The sequence below is a fragment of the Caballeronia arvi genome, assembly GCF_001544695.2.
GTDB classification, from domain to species: domain Bacteria; phylum Pseudomonadota; class Gammaproteobacteria; order Burkholderiales; family Burkholderiaceae; genus Caballeronia; species Caballeronia arvi.
In genome coordinates this window covers 38,978-57,343 of the sequence record NZ_FCOM02000018.1, presented here as the reverse complement: position 1 = coordinate 57,343, position 18,366 = coordinate 38,978, and the positions used below count along the sequence as shown (strand labels likewise).

Genomic DNA, 18,366 nt, shown 5'->3' with positions numbered 1-18,366 from the left:
CCTCCAGGATGAACGCGATGCTCTCGTCGACTCAAGCCACGAAGCTCGTCATCGTCACCGTGCTCGTCGGCATCGGCGCGGGCCTGGGCGGCATGTCGCTCGCGCTTCTGCTGCACGCGATCCAGCATGTCGCGTTCGGCTACAGCCTCGACGCGCTGCCCGGCAGCGAGAGCTTTCTTCAGGGCATCAGCGGCGCTGCGCCGCTGCGCCGCTTCATCGTGCTGACGCTGTGCGGCGTGTTCGCGGGCGTCGGCTGGTGGTGCATCTATCGCTTCGGCAAGCCGCTCGTGAGCATCGCCAAGGCGCTCAAGTCCGACGATCCGCGCATGCCCGTGCTGACCACGATCGCGCATACGGTTCTGCAGATCGTCACGGTCGCGATGGGCTCGCCGCTCGGCCGCGAAGTCGCGCCGCGCGAGGTCGGCGCGCTGTGGGCGGGCTGGCTATCGCACTATGCGAATCTCACGCCGGCGCAGGCGCGCATCATGGTCGCCTGCGGCGCGGGCGCGGGGCTCGCCGCCGTCTACAACGTGCCGCTCGGCGGCGCGGTCTTCGTGCTCGAAGTGCTGCTCGGCACATTCGAATGGCCGATCGTCACGGCGGCGCTGGCGACATCGGCGATCGGGGCGATCGTCGCGTGGATCGGACTCGGCGACGAACTGACATATCGTCTGCCGGTGTATTCGCTCGATGCGCAGCTCGTCGTCTGGGCGATCGTCATGAGCCCGGTCTTCGGTGCGGCCGCGCGACTGTTCGTCGTGCTGACAAAGGCGGCGCGCGACAACGCGGCGCACGGCAATGCGCTGCCGCTCCTGTCGATTCTCAACTTCACGGTGATCGGCGTGCTCGTGATCTGGTATCCGCAACTCGCCGGCAACGGCAAGAGCGCCGCCGGTCTCTCGTTCGAAGACCATCTCGGCTTCGCGCTCGCTGGCGTGCTGCTTGTGCTGAAGGTGGCCATCGAAGTGAGTTCGCTGCGTGCGGGCGCGCAGGGCGGGCTGCTCACGCCGAGCCTGACGAACGGCGCGCTGCTCGGCGTGATGCTCGGCAGCGCATGCAATGCGTTTTGGCCGGGCACGCCGCTTGGCGCGTTCGCGGTGATCGGCGCGGCGGCCTTCCTCGCGGCGGCGATGCAGATGCCGCTGACGGCGCTCGTGCTCGCGCTCGAATTCACGCGTGTCGAGCAGGCGTTCATGATTCCGCTAGGGCTTTCAATTGCAGGCGCGATGGTGACTTATCGGGCGCTGGCGGAGGGGAGGTCGAAGGTCGTTGTGGCGGTGGCGGTTGGGGGGGAGAAGGGGTTGGGTGGGTTGTCGGATTGAGGGGTGACCTTCCGATCGACTTGCTGATGTGTTGATGAGCGGGCTGATCTGCAGCCCACCGAATCAGAAGAGCCCGCACGCCGGACTCGCTCAATCGATCGAGCCATGATCGCCGAAGGCCAGCAATCGAGACCCACACGCCGTCATGTGTCCGTGCAGCGCTACGTGTTGGCCATTCGTGTCTGTCAGCATGTCAGAGCCCTGGATGATGACGTTCGGGCCATGTTCGGGACACGATACGAGGTCACCGACGCGGGCGACCTGTTTTCCGAGTATGTCCATCGTATCGGAGCCGGTGAGAATGCGGCCGCCATGGGTGGTGGTGTCGCCTACGCAGGCAATTGAGGTCATAGTCATCCAGTATTTATGTACCGCGTTGAGCAATCCACGAGCTCATTTGACAAACGTTTCTATATCGTCAAGCGCATGCTGCGCTCTTCCCGAAAGAGATACGTCTTCAAGAAGCTCCGTCAAAACCGGAACTATCTTTTCTTTGTCGATCTTGGCATGAATTCTCGCTACATGACCAAGGCATGTAATGCCCAGGCCCTTCAGGTCGTCATTGTTCGAAGTCCTGATGACTTGGACGCATTTGTCCTGAATCCACTCAGGATCGTTCACGTTGAAGCATGAGTACATGAGCGCATCGATAGCTTCGTCGCTATCGTCGGACTTGAGCCGCGTTTCGAGCTCTTCCTTTGAGTATTGATTCGTCATGTCAGTTACCTTTGAACTTCCCTTTACTAGTCACAATTCCAGCTCGCTTCGGGGCAGCTTGCTGATCGTTATGTAGGTCGCACCAACAACGGACGTGGCCGTGAAACTCTTCGTCGCCGTTGCCATGTGTTCGCGTCTTGTCCATAACGACAATCTCGTTATTTTGATTGTCAACGCCTACTCGTCTTGGAGATGTGTCCTTTACTTGCACCGAATTATCAAGCGCAGTTTGTCCGTTGGTCGGTGCTCTGCTCTTAATCCCGTTGTCCGAAGTTCCATGATAGGGCGCATCCTTGTATATACGATCAAGCCCTAGCGGATCGATCCAGCTAAACGGATTGGGCGCATATTGATACGCGTTGAGTCCACCCGCGAGCCCGATCGGATCGCGCGATATGAACCGCCCGGACTGCGAATCATAGTAGCGATGCCGGTTATAATGCAGCCCGTCTCGCCATCGAAGTATTGTCCCTGGCTGACGCCAATCTCAAAGCACGTCCACACATTACGGAACGTTTCGTGACCATTCATAAGTCACAGCGCGACAGTCGCTCAACCAAACCATACTGGCAGCAATCCGAGCCGCCGTGTTTTTTCGGCGCTCAAGCTCGCCGGGCGATGGTTCGAACAGGCCGGATTCCAGGCAGGGCAGCGTGTCAAGATCAACGTTGAACATGGGCGACTGACCATTACCGACGAGTAAAACAAGAAGGGCCGTGCATACGGCCCTTCTTGTCTATCGGAGCCAATCAACCGCTAACGTAAGCAGTTCTTGTAAATTACAAGGACCACCGTATCCATTGAATTCCGTCCCCGTTGCTTGAACCGTAATCCAATCGTTTTCGCTGCGCTCAGAACTCACGCTCGTCAATTTTCTAGCGGTTGCTCCAGTTATTTTAACCTTCCATCCTGGATTATCAATGTTGGCAATCTGTACTCCGAATGAGTGTTCCCAGACATCGTCACATTGGCTTGCATACCAGTTTTGCAACTCATCAATTAAGTTCATCATCGGCACAACCCCTGACGTCTTGCAAGTTCACGAGCTACTCGAACATCCTGTTTGGTTGCGGCTTTCGTAACTTCCGTCTTTTTGGACGTGGTTACCATTCCGTTCGGTCCAACATTAATTTTTCTGGTTTGCACATGCGGCGTCGGAATATCGACACCTGTCACCTTATCAAAGTGCGAAGCGCCCTGCAAATCGATATGCCCTTGCGTTGTCGGCGTAGAGAAGATAACCGAATTTTGACCGATCTGGTTGGACAACTCTTGAGCCATCTGGGTCTCATCTTTCGAACCCGGGACTGTGTTGTCAGTGCATTTTGGAACGCAACTGCAACGAGCCAATCCAAACGGATCGATCCAGCCTATCGGGTTCGGTGCGTAAGCGTACGCGTTGAGTCCACCCGCAAGCCCAATCGGGTCCTTGCTAATGAATCGCCCGCTCTTCGGATCATAGTAACGATGCCGGTTGTATGTCAGTCCCGTTTCGGCATCGAAAAATTGACCTTGAAAGCGGATGGCGTTATCCGCCTCATTCGGGTCGGGCTTGCCATATGGCGCACTCTTGAACCCGCCCCATGCCTTGTATCGCGCTAACCACACCACCTTGCCCGAATCGTCGAGCAACTCCTGTGGCGTGCCGAGATGGTCGTTCTGGTAGAACAGCGTAGCGTGCTTTGACTTCGCCGGAACCTGCACGAACTGACCATCGGTTCCGGTCGCGAGAAATGCCGGTTCGATAAGTGTTTCGTCGAGCCGCGCCAGCGGCACGAACGTTCGCGGCTCATGCAGATACAGCGACGCGCGTAACCACTGATGGCCGCCGTCGAGCGTGTGCATCCGCTGCGCCACCGGCAACGAATATTCGTCGCTCGGGTCTTCGCGCACGATCTGGAACCCGCGATTAGCAGACTGGCGCTCGCGTCCGTACTCGTGCGGCAATTCTTCGAAACGCTCTTCCATGAGCAGCACGTCGCCATCCCATGTGAAGAGTGACACTTCTGTGGGACCGCTGGCCGGTTGCACGCGCTTGGACACGCGCCGCCCGAAGGCATCGTAATCAAACAGCACGACAAGATCCGGATTCGGCTTGCTGTCCGCTTCCCGCGCGCTGTAGCCTGTCTCCCACGACGGACGCGCCGCGGGATAACGGCGCACCTGTGTCAGCCGATTCGACGCATCGTATTCGTACTGCCACGGCACGCCGCGCTCGGTCTTGCGGATTAGATTGCCGCGCGTGTCGTATTCGTAACGAACGCGGTCAAGTTCCTTCAATACGTTGCCAATGCACTTGGGTAACGCATTGCGCCACGCGCTAATCTTGATATTGTCGTCCCACGTCCGGTTCGTTCGCCGCCTCGGCACGTTTTCACCCGGATGCGCACGCTTCCATGCTTCGTCTTCGGCGCGTTCGGCGGCGTCTCGTGCGGCTTCTTCCTCAGGCGTTTCCGTGACCGGCCGCGGCGGCACCTTCTCAGGGTCGATGCGATTGCCAGCCGGATCATAGGCGAACACTTCCGTCAGATCGCGCGTGACCGACTTGAGCAACCGCCCCACGGGGTCATACGTATAGTCGGTCGCGCCTCGGGTGCGATCTTCGATACGCGTCAGATGTCCCGCCGCGCTGTACTGGAACGTGCGGCCCGCGAGTTCATCGGCGAGATTGGCCGCGCTCGCGTGTCGAATCGACATTTGCGCCAGCCGCCCGACGCGATCGTATTCGCGCGTCTGCGTGAAGCTGCGATGCGTGCGGCCAATTTCGCGATGCAGCTTATCCCGCTCGAAATCCAGCAGCGGTTTGCCATCGAGCATTAAGCCGTGAACGTGACCCGAGCCGTAGCGCAGCCAGTCGATGGTGCGCGTGTTCGGCAGCGTCGTCTTGATGCGATTGCCGAGCGCGTCATATTCGTGGCGCGTGACGGTCAGATATTGGCCGCCGCTGCCCGGACGAATCGATTGTTCTTCGGCGATCAGATTGTCGGCGTCGTCATAGTGCAAGCGAACGTTGCTGCCCGAACTCTGTGCGGTGACGAGCCGCCCGCGCGCATCGTAGTAAAAGCGTTCCGCGCCGTGGCCTTTGACCTCGCGTTTCGTCAGCCGTCCGAGCGGATCGCGCTCGTAGCGCGTCTCAACGTCGCCTTCATGCGAAGCAACGAGCCGTCCGGCGTCGTCCCATTCGTAGCCGATCATGCGCCCATCGAAGCCCGTTTCCTCGATCAACTGCCCGAGCGAGTCGTAGCGGAACGTCGTGGTATCGCGGTTCTCATTGCTGAGTTTGACGAGCCGCCCCTGCTTGTCATACGTATAACCGATGGTGAAATCCCATGCTTCGTGGACGTGCATGGCACGGCGGTCTACCACATGGCGGTAACTGAGCTGATTCAGCGGCGTATAGCTGTACTCCGTGACCTGACCCGCGCCATCTCGATAGGTCTTCAGATTGCCGTTGCCGTCCCACGTGAACTGTTCCTCGATGCCATCGGCACGCCGGATCGTCTGAATCTGGCCGCGTGCGTCGCGTCGATAGGCCGTCTCGTTGCCTTCGGCATCAGTCACGCGAGAGAGATAGCCGCGCTCGTCATGCGTAAAGCGTGTCGTGTAGCCCGAACAGTCCTGCGCCTCCATGAGCCGACCGGCATTGTCATAGCTGAAGCGCTTGACGCCGCCTTTCGGATCGGTGAGCGAAATTAGCCGTCCGTTGCTGTTCCATGAATATTGCGTGGTGCGGCCTACCGGATCGGTGACGGCGAGCGGACGGCCGAACGCGTCGTAATTGGTTGTCGTGACATCGCCGTTGGCGTTGGTGACTTTGACCGGCAAGCCATCGGCGTTGTACTCGGTGCGCGTGGTCATCGACAGCGCATCGGTGACCGCCGTCACGCGCCCTTGTGCGTCGTATTCAAAGCGCTGAACCTGCCCGAGCGCGTTCTTCGTGCTGACGAGCTGGTTGTTCTCGTTCCAGTTGAATGCGTCGCTGGTGCCGTCAGGGTGTTCGACGAGGATGATGCGGTTGTGATAGTCGTAGCGATGAATGGTCGCGTGACCGTCCGCGTCGGTGACCCTCGTGTACCAGTGTTCGCGGTGATACTCGAAGCGTGTGTCCTCGCGCACGTCGGGACGCTCATTCGCGACGTATTCCTTGCCAGCCTCGTCGCCGAGCCATGTGCGAACACAACGCGCATCGGCGGGCGCGGGTACACCCGAGTGCTTGCCGGGCCAAGCCCATTCGAGATTCGCGGCATTGCCGTTGAAATCGGTGTAGCGCGTGAGCAGGTGTTGTTTGTAGGCGTAGGTGCGCCTGTGGCCGAGCACGTCCTGATGCTCGATCAGGTCGCCCTCACGGCTATAGGCGTAGCGCGCAAGTGCTTCGCTCTTCAGGCCGGCAATTCCCGTGCGATAGATCGCGGCGACGCGCCCGTTCTCGTAGTCGAGGCGCAGATTGTTCTCTGCGCCATCGCTGATGGTGACGAGTTCGCCTGCCTCGTTGTAGCCGAACGTCAGGCCGAGACCGTCGCGCCCGATCCGGGACATAAGACGATAGCGGTCGCTCGTCAGTTCATACGTCTCGCGCAAGCCATCGGAATAGGCGAGTCGAACCGTGCGTCGATCTGGGCGGCTGACGGTGAATTGCTCAGTCGGAACCTCGACCGCATCGCCGACTTCGACCTTCGGCAAGGGCACGGCGCGGTTATCCGGGTCGAAGAACGTCAGCGTGCCATCCTTCTCCTCGAGCGACAGGTGATACGGACTCGACCAGCGCGCGCCGAGCGGACTATTGTCGTAGGCGGCAAGACTAGAACGATAGCTGCGCGTCCAGACGATCGGCACGATGCCATCGAGCGCGAAGTCGGTCTGGTCGAGATGTTCGTCGCCCATCGCGTAGTTGATAGGCTTCTTGCTCGTCGTGGCCGGACAGCCGCAACCCTTCTTGGCGGGCAAGTCGCTTGCGTTCGCGCCTTTCTGCGTAGTCTCGTTGTGCGTGCCGGGTTTGACGTGTGGCTCGTGCGCCGTGCCGGGCGCGGCGTGCGCCGTATGCGAAGGAATGCCGCGCGCGCGGCGCAGCTTGATTTCCGCGACGATCTGCGCGGCCATGAAGATCAGCGAGCCAGCGGTGGCCGCATCGCCGAACGCTTGTTTCAGCATGTCGCTGCGGTTGCGGTCGAACTCGTCGAGCCATTTGAGGATGGTCTGACGCTGCCCCGACACTTCCAGCAGCTTGTCGATGCCGTAGAGCGCGACCTCTTCGCTCGACGGCACCCACGCCAGAAAGCCATCGTTCTTCCTGATGAGGCCCATTTGCGTGGCCGCATCGACAGGGCTTTCGACAAAGCTGCGCACTTTGCGCGACGCCTCGTACACGCCGCGATCGATGTCTTCGCGCCAACCCTTGAGCTTGTCATCGAGTTGCTCCATGAACGCGATGACATCGCCGCCCGCCGTCGCCCAGAAGAGATCAACCAGCACGGAGACCGTCTGGCCCTTGGCAAACGCGAGCAACACCTCCTTGACGACCGCGCGCGCCGGACGGCTCGCGTTGCCCGCTGCCGGTATCACGCCGATGGCGTCGATCGCGAGAATGCCCCATGCGATGAGGCTCTTGGCTTCGCCCGGCTTGCTGGTAATGCGATAAATATCCGTGCCGACGTCGTACAGCGACATCGCATTGCCTACGACGGGCAGCATATAAAGACACTGCACGAATATCTCGTGACTGTGATTCTCGACCGATTCGACGCCCGCCTGCGCCAACTTCGGCGTGGTCTTGGGCGTGGGGTTCTTCGGCGTGATTTCGTAGCTGATAAGCCGTCGTGCTTCGGCGTTCTGCTTGATGCCTGCGGGTATCTGACGCGGCGCGGGTTTCGCTTGTGTTTCCGTTGTTGCCATGTTCTTGTTGGTTCTTGTGGTTTCGGATTCGGGTTACTTTGAGGTCAGAGACTTCGCGAGACTCGGCGTGAGCGACTGCCCCATCGAGCCAAGCGGCGGCGCGGTTTGGGCGACAGCGCGCTGCGCGCTCTGGCCGAGTTGCTGGCCTATCGAGGAAAGCGCCGTCTGTGCGACCGCCTGCGCGCCGCCCGTGGCCGCCGCGCTCGCGAGGGCGGGCGCTTGCGAGACGACCGCCTGTAGCGTCTCTGGTGCGGCCTGAGCCGCTACTTGCGAAGCCGTCGCCATCGCCGGACCCGTCAGGCTCGGCGGCGCGAGTTCGGTATTGCTGACTGCGCTCGATGCGTTCGGCGCGTTCTTCGGCTCCGCCCATTTGCGTTGGTCGCTTTTGATCGGATAGCCGTCTTCGAAGAACTTCACCGCGCCGCCGCCGCGCGGCACGTTTGCCAGCATCCCGCGCCCGTTCTCGTCGAGCTTGCCCATGCGCCATGTGCCGTCCGAGAAGTCCACCCGATAGCCCGCGTTCTTGACCGGCTCGCCGTTCGGATACGCGTGCCAAAGCTGCATGCCGGTGGGTTCCTGCTTGGGCATGAGCGGCAGCGCGTTCTGTTTGGTCGCCGAGTTGCCGATGCGCATCGGCCCCTTGAGCATGATGTCGAACGGACTGCCGATCTCGACCCCCGTATTGGTCAGCTTGACGTACGAGCCGCCGCAATAGAGCATCAGTTCCGTCTTGGCGGTGAGCGTGATCGCGTCGTCGGTGCTCGATACGGTCACGCCCTTGAGCGCGGCGAGGTTGAGCGCGTCGCCTTGCGCCTGCACGTCGATCTTGCCTTCGGCCGCGATGGCTTTGATGCCCTGCGCGTTGGCGAAGAGCGACACCGCGTTGCCCGCCGCGACGGTATAGTTGCCACCGACTGCCGTGTCCGCGTTGCCGCCCGCTGTCGTGAACAAGTGCCCGCCCGCCGCAAACTGCATGTGCTCGCCGCTGGTCAATGCGACGCCATGCGGGGCCGACGCGAGTAGCACCGCCTGCTGCAAATCCTTGATCTGCGTCTCAAGCCATGACTGTTGCGCTTCGCAATTGGCGACGACCGCTTTGGCTTTGGTCACCGCTTCGGCTAGGCTCTTCGCGCGCGATTGCGCGGTCTGCAATTGCGTCATCGCCGCCGACATATCGAGCGCCTGACCACCCGCGCGCGGTTGCGCATCCGCACTCAGGAATAGACCTTTGCCTGCACGCAGCGATCCTCGTTCATCGGAGCGCAATTCAAAGCCTTCGCCCCTTTTCTGGCGCTTGGAATCGACCAGATAGCCCATATTGAGCTGGGTTTTGCCGCCGTAGTCGGTCGAGAGCTTGACGCCTTCCTTGCCGCGCGCATCTTCGAGCCGCAGCTTGTTGTTGCTCGGCGTGCGAATCGACGCGCGCGTGTTCCAGCCGTCCAGCCCATAAATCAGGTCTTTCGCCTGACTGTGGTGGTGCATATGGGCGATATACGGGCATCGCGGATCGCCGCCGACAAAGGCTACGGCGACTTCCGTGTCTCGGAGCGGCGGGAAATGAAAGCCCGTCTGCATTGCGCCTGCATAGGGCTTCGCCAGTCGCATCGGTACGCTTTCGCCGCCATCGGGCCAAGTGTCGAAATCGAAGTCGAAGCGTGCAGTGTAGAGGCCGTTTTCGTCAGGCTGCGCGTAGTCCGTCTCGTGGCGCGTCGTAATACGTGCTGAAAGCGTACCGGCGATTTTGGGCCAGTTCGTTTCATCGAGCGGAATGCGATAGGGCCGCTCGCACGGGATCGCCTTGAACTCGTTGAAGTAGCCTTTCTCGCGCGTCGCTTGATGGATGACTTCCGTCATCAGCAGACCGTGCGGCGCGTCGGGAAGCTTTTCATCCAGCCGCACGACGAGGCCCGCGAAGAAATCGTGATTCGTACTCTTGCCTTCGAATCGAATCTGCTGCGATAGCGCTTCCTCGTGCCTTAAGCGCGCTTCCCATTGCGCTTCGGTTGCGTTCAGGTGGTGCGTGCCATAGGTGTAACTCTCGCCGTAGGTCGTCTTGTCGTCGCGTGCGAGATTAGTGTCGGCTGAGAAGCGCTCCCATGCCGAAGCGGGGTTATAGTCCGCGACGCGCGTCGAGGCTGGTATCGACTCGCTGTGCGCTTCGAGTTCATACACCGACTCCGTACCCGTATCGAGGCCCGAGATTTCCCGATACGGGACGATGACGGTCTTGCGGTACACGTACCCATCCACATCATCCGCGAAGGTCACCACGTCGCCGAATTCGCTCGTGCGTGCGTAGCAGAAAATGCCCCCCTGCCGCATGACCAGATGGATGAACGCCCAATCGGTCATCTGGTATTGCATGTGAAACGCGAGCTTCGGAAACGGCTTGCGCAGTTTGAGTGTGTACTGATGCGACAGGAATTTGTGGCGCTTCAGGATCGCGACAATGATGTCTGGCGCGGACGAGTTCTGATAAATGCGCGTGGCCTTCGTCAGATTCAGCCGCGCGAGAGTCGATTCGACCACGACCTTAAAGGCGCAGAAGTCGCGCGTCTTCCTGGTGCGCGTGAAGCGCATGATGCAGCCGTCGAAGGTGCGAATGTCGCCGCCACCGAAGGGCGGCTCGATGGTGAATTTAGCGAACTTGCCGAGATAGTCGGCGCGCTTGAGTTCGGCCTTGGCCGTCAGTTCGAGCGTGATGCGGTACGGCTCGCCGAGCTTTTCGACAGCGTGGACTGAGAAGATCGACAGGCCATCCGTATCAGGTGCGCCATGCACCTTCAGAAAGTAGGACTGCCGACCGGTGACCCAGCGCGCGAGGGCGCTGGAACGCTTGGCTTGTGCTTCCATTGAGAGTCCGTGCGAAATCGGTGGATGTCAGGCGTATGCCTGACGATCGACCGTGGATTGACACTGACTAATGGTTGTAAAGAAGCATGGTGGTGGGCACAAGGCGACTTGTCCGAAATGCTCGCGCCTCTCTGTCAAGCGCGTATCAATGGCGACGCGCCTCTCTCCATCACATACGCTCCACCTCAAACACCGCCACCGCCTCCCGCAACGCCTCAGCCTGCTCCGCCAGCGATTGCGCGGCGGCCGACGCCTCTTCGACGAGCGCCGCATTCTGCTGCGTGACTTCGTCCATCTGCGCGACGGCGACGTTGACCTGATCGATGCCCATGCGCTGCTCACCGGATGCCGCCGCCACTTCGCTCATGATGGCCGTCACGCGATTGACGGACGCAACGAGCCCGTCGATCGTGCCGCCCGCCTGCTCGACGAGCGCCGAGCCGTTCGACACGCGCGCGGTCGAATCGTCGATGAGCGTCTTGATCTCCTTCGCGGCCACGGCGCTGCGCTGCGCGAGCGCGCGCACTTCGCCCGCGACGACCGCGAAGCCGCGTCCCTGATCGCCCGCACGTGCGGCTTCCACCGCGGCGTTGAGCGCCAGAATGTTCGTCTGAAACGCGATGCCTTCGATCACGCCGATGATGTCCGCCATGTGCGATGAAGCCTGCGCGATGCCGCGCATGGTCGCGACCACATCGCTGACCGTTTCGCCGCCCTGGGTCGCGTCGCCGCACGCGCGGGTCGCGGCATGCGTGCCTCCCGCCGCGTTATCGGCGTTCTTCGCGACGGTGCTCGCGAGCTCTTCCATGCTCGCCGCCGTTTCTTCGAGCGAGGCCGCCTGCGATTCGGTGCGCTTCGACAAATCGACGGTGCCTTGCGCAATCTCGCCAGCCGCTTCCGCGATCGCCACGCTCGACGACTGAATGCCGAGCACGATCGTGTTGAGGTGCGCGCGCATCGTTTCGAGCGAGACCATCAGGCTGCCGGGATGGCGTCCTTCGATGGCAACCGGCTCGCGCAGATTGCCTTGCGCGATGCGCGCGGCGAGCGCCATCGCTTCGCCCGGCTCGCCGCCGAGCGCGCGCGTGAGACCGCGCGTGATGACGAGCGCCGCGACGATGCCGCTCAGCACAGCGGCCACGCCGAGCGCGATCATGATGGCCTTGGCGCGCGCGTAGGCGGCGTCGGCGTCGCGGTTGGCGATGTCGTTCTGTTCGTCCTGCAACGCGACCATGTCATGCGTCGCCTTCATCCAGTCGCGCTGCACGGGCCGCAATTCGTCGGTCAGCACGCGCACCGCCGCCTGCTGCTCGCGCGCTTCGGCAAGCGAGATCGCTTTCTCTATGACCGGCGCAGCGGCGGTATCGCTCGCGCGCAATCTTTCGTAGACCGAACGTTCGTTTGTCGACGTATCCGGATTTTCCTTGAAGCGTGCACCGAGCGCGTCGTAAGCCTGCGCGTAGGTTTGCGCCTGTTCCCGCACGCGCGCTTTCTCCGCCTCAACCGCAGCCGTGTCCGTCAGCAACGCGATATTGCGCAGCGCGATCATGCGGTCGCTCACCGAAAGACTCAGCGTGTGAGCGAGTTTCGCTTCCGCATTGTTGACCCCGACGACCTCGTCGAAGCGCGCCTGGATCTGCGACATGCTGACGAGCCCGAAGGCGAGCACCGCGAACAACATCGACAGCACGATGCCGAAGCCCAGACTCAGTTTGGTGACGACCTTCATCGTTGTAATTCTCCGTAGACAGAATCAGACAGGGGTTTCCGCCAATGGGAAATCCATTGCTTTCATGCTGTTTACGGACGGCCTTCGCCTTACTTTATGGTGCTTTCGCCGCTTTTTGACAGATGCGCGGCGGATACGACGGGCGAGCCCATCGCCTGGAAGAGCGCGGCGGTGTCGCTCATGCGCGCGCTGCTCGCACGGATCGTCGACAGCCGCGCGTTGAGATACTGCTGCTCGCTGCCGCGCGCGGCGCGCGGAGGAATCGCGCCGAGCCGCACCCGCGCCGCCGCATCCGCCGATGCATCGCGTGCCGCGCGGCTCGCGCTATCGGCGAAGGCGAGCGCCTCGCTGTCGGTTTCGAGCGAAGCCAGCGTGTTCGCGACGTTCTGAAACGCCGCGAGCACGGTCTGCCTGTATTGCTCGACGGAGGCTTCGTAAGTCGCGATGGCCGCGCGCCGTTGCGCGAGCAATGCGCCGCCATGAAAGATCGGCTGCGACAGCGACGCGCCCACGCTCCACAACGCGCCCGCGCCCGACAGCGCGGTGGGCCAGTTGAAGCCGCCTTTGCCCATCGATGCCGATAGCGACAGACTCGGATACAACTGCGCCGTCGCGACGCCGACCTGCGCGGCGGCCGCTTTCAACGCCGCATCGGCGGCCTGAATGTCGGGGCGCGTCTGCAACAACTCGGAGGGCAGCACGACCGGCACATCGGACGGCACGGTGAGGCTCGCGAGATCGAGATCGTCGGGTGCCCGGTCGGGCGTGCGGCCGAGCAGAACGGCCACCGCATGACGCGTCGCGAGCCATTGCGCGCGCAAGCCCGGCAATTGCGACGCCAGCGCCGCCGCGTTCTGCTGTGCGCCGAGCATCTCGGTGCGCGATGCCGAGCCGAGCGCGTAACGTCGTTCGGCATCGTGCGCGTCGTCGTTGGCCAAAGCGACGAGCCGCTCCGTCACGTCGATTTGCGCATGCAAAGCCGCCGCGCCGATCGCGCCCGTGACGATGTTCGCCGCGAGCGCGCGCCGCGCGGCATCGAGTTGAAAGGCTTGTTGATCGACCTGTGCCGCCAGCGATGCATTCGCGTAACGCGCCGCGCCGAAAAGATCGAACGTGTAATTCGCCTGAATCTGCCCGACGAAAAGGTTGTAGACCACGGTCGGCGGTCCGGCCTCAGGAATGCCGAGACCGCGCTGCCGCGTCGCCTGCCCGCCCGCATCGATCGATGGCAGCAGCGACGAACCGACTTGCGCGCGCAATTGCTCGCGTGCGGCGACGAGGCTCTTGTCGGCGGCGGCGAGATTGGGACTGGCGCGCAGGCCTTCATCGACGAGCGCATTCAGCGCATCCGACCGATACAGCTTCCACCATTCGGGCACGGGTTTCGCGCCCACGTCGAAACGCTGCGCCGCGCCTTCGGCCGTGACGCTCGCTTCTGTTTGCGGCGTTACGCCGTAATGCGCGGGCTGCGGCATCGCGGGCGGCTTGCCATCGGGACCGAGCGCGCATGCACCGAGCGTCATGCACGCGAATGTCATCAATAGCCTGCGATTCATGACTGTGCTCCTTCGCGCTCGTCGAGCTTCACACGGAACCACGCGGCATACAGCGCGGGCAGATAGAAGAGGGTGAGCACGGTCGCGCTCGTGATGCCGCCCATCAGCGCGGTCGCCATCGGGCCGAAGAAGTTGCTGCGCAGAAGCGGAATGAGCGCGAGCACGGCGGCGGCGGCCGTCAATGTGATCGGCCTGAAGCGCCGCACCGTTGCGCCGATGATCGCATCGAAACGCTTCTGCCCCGACGCGATGTCCTGCTCGATCTGATCGACGAGAATCACCGAGTTGCGCATGATGATGCCGAACATCGCGATCACGCCGAGCATCGCGACGAAGCCGAACGGCTTGCCGAACGCGAGCAGCGTTATCACGACGCCGATCAGTCCGAGCGGCGCCGTGAGCACGACCATCATGACGCGCGAGAAGCTCTGCAACTGGATCATCAAAAGCGTCAGCACGACGATCACCATCACCGGAATCTGCGCGTTGATCGACGCCTGGCCCTTGCCGCTTTCCTCGACCGGTCCGCCCACTTCCACGCGATAGCCCACCGGCAGCGCGCGGCGAATCTCGTCGAGCTTCTTGTCGATCGCATGCGTCACGTCGATGCCTTGCGCGTCGCCTTTCACATCGGATTGCACGGTGATGGTCGGCTGACGGTCGCGTTCCCAGATCACGCCGTATTCGAGCGTATCGACGACGCGTCCGAGCGCACTCAACGGCACGGGGCCGTGCGGCGTCGGCATCGCGAGCGTGGCGAGGCGCGCGGGATCGACGCGTTCGGCGCGCGGCGCACGCAGATCGACGCTGATGAGCTTGTCGCGCTCGCGATACTGCGTGACCGTCGTGCCGGAGAGCGTCATCGCGAGAAAGCTCGCTACGTCCTGCGACGTGACGCCCGCATCGCGCGCCTTCTGCTGATCAATCTCGAAGCGCACCGAGCGCTCCGATGGCTCGTCCCAGTCGAACTGCACGTTGGCCGTGCGCGAGTCCGCGCGCATGTCGGCCGCCACCTGTTCGGCGATGTGACGCACCGTGCCGATCTCGTCGCCGCTCACGCGGAACTGCACCGGATAGCCGACGGGCGGCCCGTTCTCCAGCCTTGATAGCCGCGTGCGCACGGCGGGAAAGCGTTCGCGCAACATCGGTTCGAGCCAGCGCGCGAGCGCTTCGCGCGCTTCGACCGACTTCGCGGTGACGACGAACTGCGCGAAGTTCGGCGTCGGCAGTTGCTGATCGAGCGGCAGATAAAAGCGCGGCGCACCAGTGCCGACGAAGCTCACCACGTGATCGATTTCATCGCGGCCTTTGAGCGCTTCTTCGAGGCGCTTCGCTTCGCGCAAGGTCGCATCGAACGATGCGCCTTCCTGCAGGCGCACGTCGATGAGCAGCTCGGGCCGGTCCGAACTCGGGAAGAACTGCTGCGGCACGAGCGAGAAACCGGCCATCGCGATGACGAACAGGATGACCGTGATCGCGAGCACGACGAAGCGCTGCTTCACGCACCAGCCGACCCATCGACGCAAACGTCCATAGAACTTCGTGTCGTAGATATCGTGCTCGTGATCGTCCGGCAGATGCGCTTCTTTCTTGCGTTCGGGAAGCAGCTTGTAGCCGAGCAGCGGAATCAGCACGACGGCCGCGAGCCACGACGCGATCAATGCGATTGCCGATACTTCGAAGATCGAGCGCGTGTATTCGCCGGTGCTCGACTTGGCGAGCGCGATCGGCAAAAAGCCCGCGACGGTGACGAGCGTGCCGGTGAGCATCGGGAACGCGGTGCTCGTGTAGGCGAACGCGGCGGCGCGTGTGCGGTTCCAGCCTTGCTCCAGCTTCACGGCCATCATTTCGACGGCGATGATCGCATCGTCGACGAGCAGGCCCAGCGCGAGAATCAGCGTGCCGAGCGAGACTTTATGCAGGCCGATATCGAACAGGTACATGAAGAGCGCGGTGACCGCGAGCACGATCGGAATCGAGATCACGACCACCATGCCCGTGCGTACGCCGAGCGACACGAGACTCACGATCAGCACGATCACGACGGCTTCGGCGACCGCTTCGAGGAAATCATCGACGGAATGCGAGACCGCGTGCGGCATGCTCGCCACTTCGGTCAGCTTCAGGCCCGCGGGCAACTGCGCGCGCAGCTTCGTCATTTGCTCGTCGAGCGCTTTGCCCAGACGCACGACGTCTTCGCCCGGCTGCATCGTGACGCCGATGCCGAGCACGGGCGTGCCCGCCGAGCGCATCTGCGTGGCGGTCGGATCGATGTAACCGCGCTTGATCGTCGCGATGTCGCCGAGACGGAACGAGCGTCCGTTCACGTTGATGAGCGTATCGGCGAGCGCGTCCACGCTTTTGAACTGCCCGCTCGGGCGCACGAACACGCGGTCGTTGGGCGTCGTCAGCACGCCTGCCGGCGAGACGGCGTTCTGTCCGTCGATGGCCTGCGCGATCTGCTGCGGCGATATGTTCAGGCGTGTCAATGTCGTATTCGCGATCTCGACGTAGATGCGCTCTTCCTGATCGCCGAAATAATCCACCTTGCCGACGCCCGGCACGCGCAGAAGAACGGTGCGCAGCGAATCGGCGTAATCGTGCAGTTGCGCGGGCGAGAAGCCGTCGCCTTCGAGCGCATAGATGTTGGTGTAGACGTCGCCGAACTCGTCGTTGAAGAACGGGCCTTGCACGCCGGGCGGCAAGGTGGCTGCAATATCGCCGACTTTCTTGCGGATCTGATACCACTCCTCGGGCACGTCCTTCGCGGGCGCGGAGTCCTTCATCTGAAAGAACAGCAGCGACTCGCCGGGGCGCGAATAGCTGCGCATGAAATCCGTGTACGGCGTTTCCTGCAGCTTGCGCGCGATGCGGTCGGTCACTTCCTCCTGCACCTGACGCGCGGTCGCGCCAGGCCAGAAGGTGCGGATGACCATCACGCGGAACGTGAAGGGCGGATCTTCCGATTGCGCGAGCCGCGTGTACGAGAGGATGCCGAAGATCGTCGACATCGCGATGAGAAACACGACGAGCGCGCGATGCCGCAGCGCCCACGCCGAAAGATTGAAGCGGCCTTCTTCGTGGCGATGCGCGTCGTCGTCGTCGCGGGTTTCGCGGGTCTCGCTGCTATCGCTCATGACGCGAAGTCCTCGGGATGCAAGGGCGCGACGACGCGCACCTTCTCGCCCGCGGACACCGTATGCACGCCTTGCCACACGATCCGATCGCCCGCCGCGATGCCGCGCGCGATCGTCACGGTGCGCTCGCCATAGCGTGCGACATCGACGCGCCGCAGTTCGAGCGCATCGCCGGGTTGCTTCACGATCCACACGGCGGGATGGCCGTTGTCGTGGAAGAGCGCAGTCGATGGAACCGTGAACGCGCCTTTCTCTGCATCCGACGATGCGAACGCGATATCCGCCGTCATGCCCAGGCGCACGTCGGGCGCCGGCGCTTCGAGCGTGAGCTTCGCGCGCCAGGTGCGGCTTTGCGCGTCGGCGGCGGGCGAGAGCTCGCGCACGCGCGCCTTGAATGTTTTGCCCGGCAGACCGGCGAGCTTCACGTTCGCTTCCTTGCCGACGGCGAACGCGGGCAGCGCGGTTTCGGGCACGTCGCAGATCACGTCGATATCGCCGCTCCACGCGAGCGTGTAGACGGCTTGCCCTGCGGTGACGTTCTGGCCCGTATCGGCCTGCTCGGCGGTGATGACGCCCGCGTGATCGGCGGACAGCGTCGCGTAGCGCAGTTGATCCGACGACAATCCAGCCTGCTGCTGTGCCTGATTGCGCTGCGCGAGCGCGGACGCGTAAGCGTTCTGCGTCTGTTCGAGCTGCGCGGGCGCGATGAGGTTTTCGGCGGCCTGCGCGCGATCGCGATCGAGCTGCTGCTTCGCATACACGAGCTGATGCTCGGCGGCATCGAGCTGCGCGCGGGCGCTGGCGTTGTTTTTTTCGACATCGGCGGGATCGAGACGCGCGACCACTTGGCCCGCCTTCACGCTATCGCCGAGCCGCACGCGCCGCTCGAGAATCTTGCCGTTGATGCGAAACGAGAGCGGCGTCGAATAACGCGACTGAATCTGACCGGGCAGGCTCGACGTGCTCGCGTGGCCATCGGCCTGCGCCGCCACGGCGACGACCGGACGCGGCGCGGGCGCGGGCGCCTCATGCCGCTTGCAGGCGAAAAGCGCTGCACAGAGGATCGCAAGACATGCCGCGCGCGCCACGACCGACGCGGATGAATGGAAGAGCTTCACAGGAACCTCGGCGCCCGCAAGGGCATGGTGCGGCACGCCTTCGAA

At 62.6% G+C, this 18,366-nt stretch carries 11 protein-coding genes and 1 pseudogene; 2 read left to right on the top strand and 10 right to left on the bottom strand.

Features of this window, described 5'->3' with window-relative positions:
* Positions 1 to 17 precede the first annotated feature (17 nt).
* A complete protein-coding gene (locus AWB74_RS20720; protein ID WP_061148676.1) occupies positions 18 to 1,322 on the top strand; it encodes a chloride channel protein in 1,305 nt (434 codons plus the stop codon).
* A gap of 90 nt (positions 1,323 to 1,412) precedes the next feature.
* Here AWB74_RS20720 and AWB74_RS20715 read toward each other — a convergent pair whose 3' ends face one another.
* From AWB74_RS20715 to AWB74_RS48620, 3 genes and pseudogenes are all read right to left on the bottom strand, one after another.
* Entirely contained in the window at positions 1,413 to 1,604 is a 192-nt protein-coding gene (locus tag AWB74_RS20715; RefSeq protein WP_407642453.1) for a PAAR domain-containing protein, read from the bottom strand.
* A 111-nt stretch (positions 1,605 to 1,715) separates the two neighbouring features.
* Positions 1,716 to 2,039, bottom strand: a complete 324-nt coding sequence (locus tag AWB74_RS20710; RefSeq protein WP_061148606.1) for a hypothetical protein — start codon at positions 2,037 to 2,039, stop codon at positions 1,716 to 1,718.
* Between the two features lie 303 nt (positions 2,040 to 2,342).
* Positions 2,343 to 2,513 (bottom strand): annotated as a pseudogene (locus AWB74_RS48620) (RHS repeat-associated core domain-containing protein); the annotation flags it as partial.
* Positions 2,514 to 2,568: 55 nt separating this feature from the next.
* On the opposite strand from AWB74_RS48620, the gene AWB74_RS48615 reads away from it, so the two are divergent.
* The gene (locus AWB74_RS48615) at positions 2,569 to 2,742 is read left to right on the top strand and encodes a SymE family type I addiction module toxin (RefSeq protein WP_235024643.1); all 174 of its coding nucleotides are present in this window, start codon (positions 2,569 to 2,571) and stop codon (positions 2,740 to 2,742) included.
* 33 nt (positions 2,743 to 2,775) lie between these two features.
* On the opposite strand, the gene AWB74_RS20690 is transcribed toward AWB74_RS48615, so the two are convergent.
* From AWB74_RS20690 to AWB74_RS20660, 7 genes are all read right to left on the bottom strand, one after another.
* Positions 2,776 to 3,051, bottom strand: coding sequence for an immunity 53 family protein (locus AWB74_RS20690; RefSeq protein WP_143749286.1), 276 nt, complete (start codon positions 3,049 to 3,051; stop codon positions 2,776 to 2,778).
* Positions 3,048 to 7,928: an RHS repeat-associated core domain-containing protein gene (locus tag AWB74_RS20685; protein ID WP_061148605.1), complete on the bottom strand. Its 4,881-nt coding sequence runs from the start codon at positions 7,926 to 7,928 to the stop codon at positions 3,048 to 3,050. Before AWB74_RS20685 ends, AWB74_RS20690 begins: the two co-directional genes overlap by 4 nt.
* A gap of 33 nt (positions 7,929 to 7,961) precedes the next feature.
* A complete protein-coding gene (locus tag AWB74_RS20680; RefSeq protein WP_087039120.1) occupies positions 7,962 to 10,781 on the bottom strand; it encodes a type VI secretion system Vgr family protein in 2,820 nt (939 codons plus the stop codon).
* A 169-nt stretch (positions 10,782 to 10,950) separates the two neighbouring features.
* On the bottom strand, positions 10,951 to 12,510 hold the full coding sequence (locus tag AWB74_RS20675; RefSeq protein WP_061148604.1) for a methyl-accepting chemotaxis protein: 1,560 nt from the start codon (positions 12,508 to 12,510) through the stop codon (positions 10,951 to 10,953).
* An 89-nt stretch (positions 12,511 to 12,599) separates the two neighbouring features.
* A complete protein-coding gene (locus tag AWB74_RS20670; RefSeq protein ID WP_061148603.1) occupies positions 12,600 to 14,066 on the bottom strand; it encodes an efflux transporter outer membrane subunit in 1,467 nt (488 codons plus the stop codon).
* Entirely contained in the window at positions 14,063 to 17,203 is a 3,141-nt protein-coding gene (locus AWB74_RS20665; protein ID WP_061148602.1) for an efflux RND transporter permease subunit, read from the bottom strand. The genes AWB74_RS20670 and AWB74_RS20665 overlap by 4 nt, the downstream gene beginning before the upstream one ends.
* Positions 17,200 to 18,321: an efflux RND transporter periplasmic adaptor subunit gene (locus tag AWB74_RS20660; RefSeq protein WP_061148674.1), complete on the bottom strand. Its 1,122-nt coding sequence runs from the start codon at positions 18,319 to 18,321 to the stop codon at positions 17,200 to 17,202. Before AWB74_RS20660 ends, AWB74_RS20665 begins: the two co-directional genes overlap by 4 nt.
* Positions 18,322 to 18,366 lie beyond the last annotated feature (45 nt).

Coding starts and splice junctions, on each gene's coding strand:
- AWB74_RS20720 (WP_061148676.1), top strand. CDS start 18: ATGCTCTCGTCGACTCAAGCCACGAAGCTCGTCATCGTCACCGTGCTC.
- AWB74_RS20715 (WP_407642453.1), bottom strand. CDS start 1,604: ATGGACATACTCGGAAAACAGGTCGCCCGCGTCGGTGACCTCGTATCG.
- AWB74_RS20710 (WP_061148606.1), bottom strand. CDS start 2,039: ATGACGAATCAATACTCAAAGGAAGAGCTCGAAACGCGGCTCAAGTCC.
- AWB74_RS20690 (WP_143749286.1), bottom strand. CDS start 3,051: ATGATGAACTTAATTGATGAGTTGCAAAACTGGTATGCAAGCCAATGT.
- AWB74_RS20685 (WP_061148605.1), bottom strand. CDS start 7,928: ATGGCAACAACGGAAACACAAGCGAAACCCGCGCCGCGTCAGATACCC.
- AWB74_RS20680 (WP_087039120.1), bottom strand. CDS start 10,781: ATGGAAGCACAAGCCAAGCGTTCCAGCGCCCTCGCGCGCTGGGTCACC.
- AWB74_RS20675 (WP_061148604.1), bottom strand. CDS start 12,510: ATGAAGGTCGTCACCAAACTGAGTCTGGGCTTCGGCATCGTGCTGTCG.
- AWB74_RS20670 (WP_061148603.1), bottom strand. CDS start 14,066: ATGAATCGCAGGCTATTGATGACATTCGCGTGCATGACGCTCGGTGCA.
- AWB74_RS20665 (WP_061148602.1), bottom strand. CDS start 17,203: ATGAGCGATAGCAGCGAGACCCGCGAAACCCGCGACGACGACGACGCG.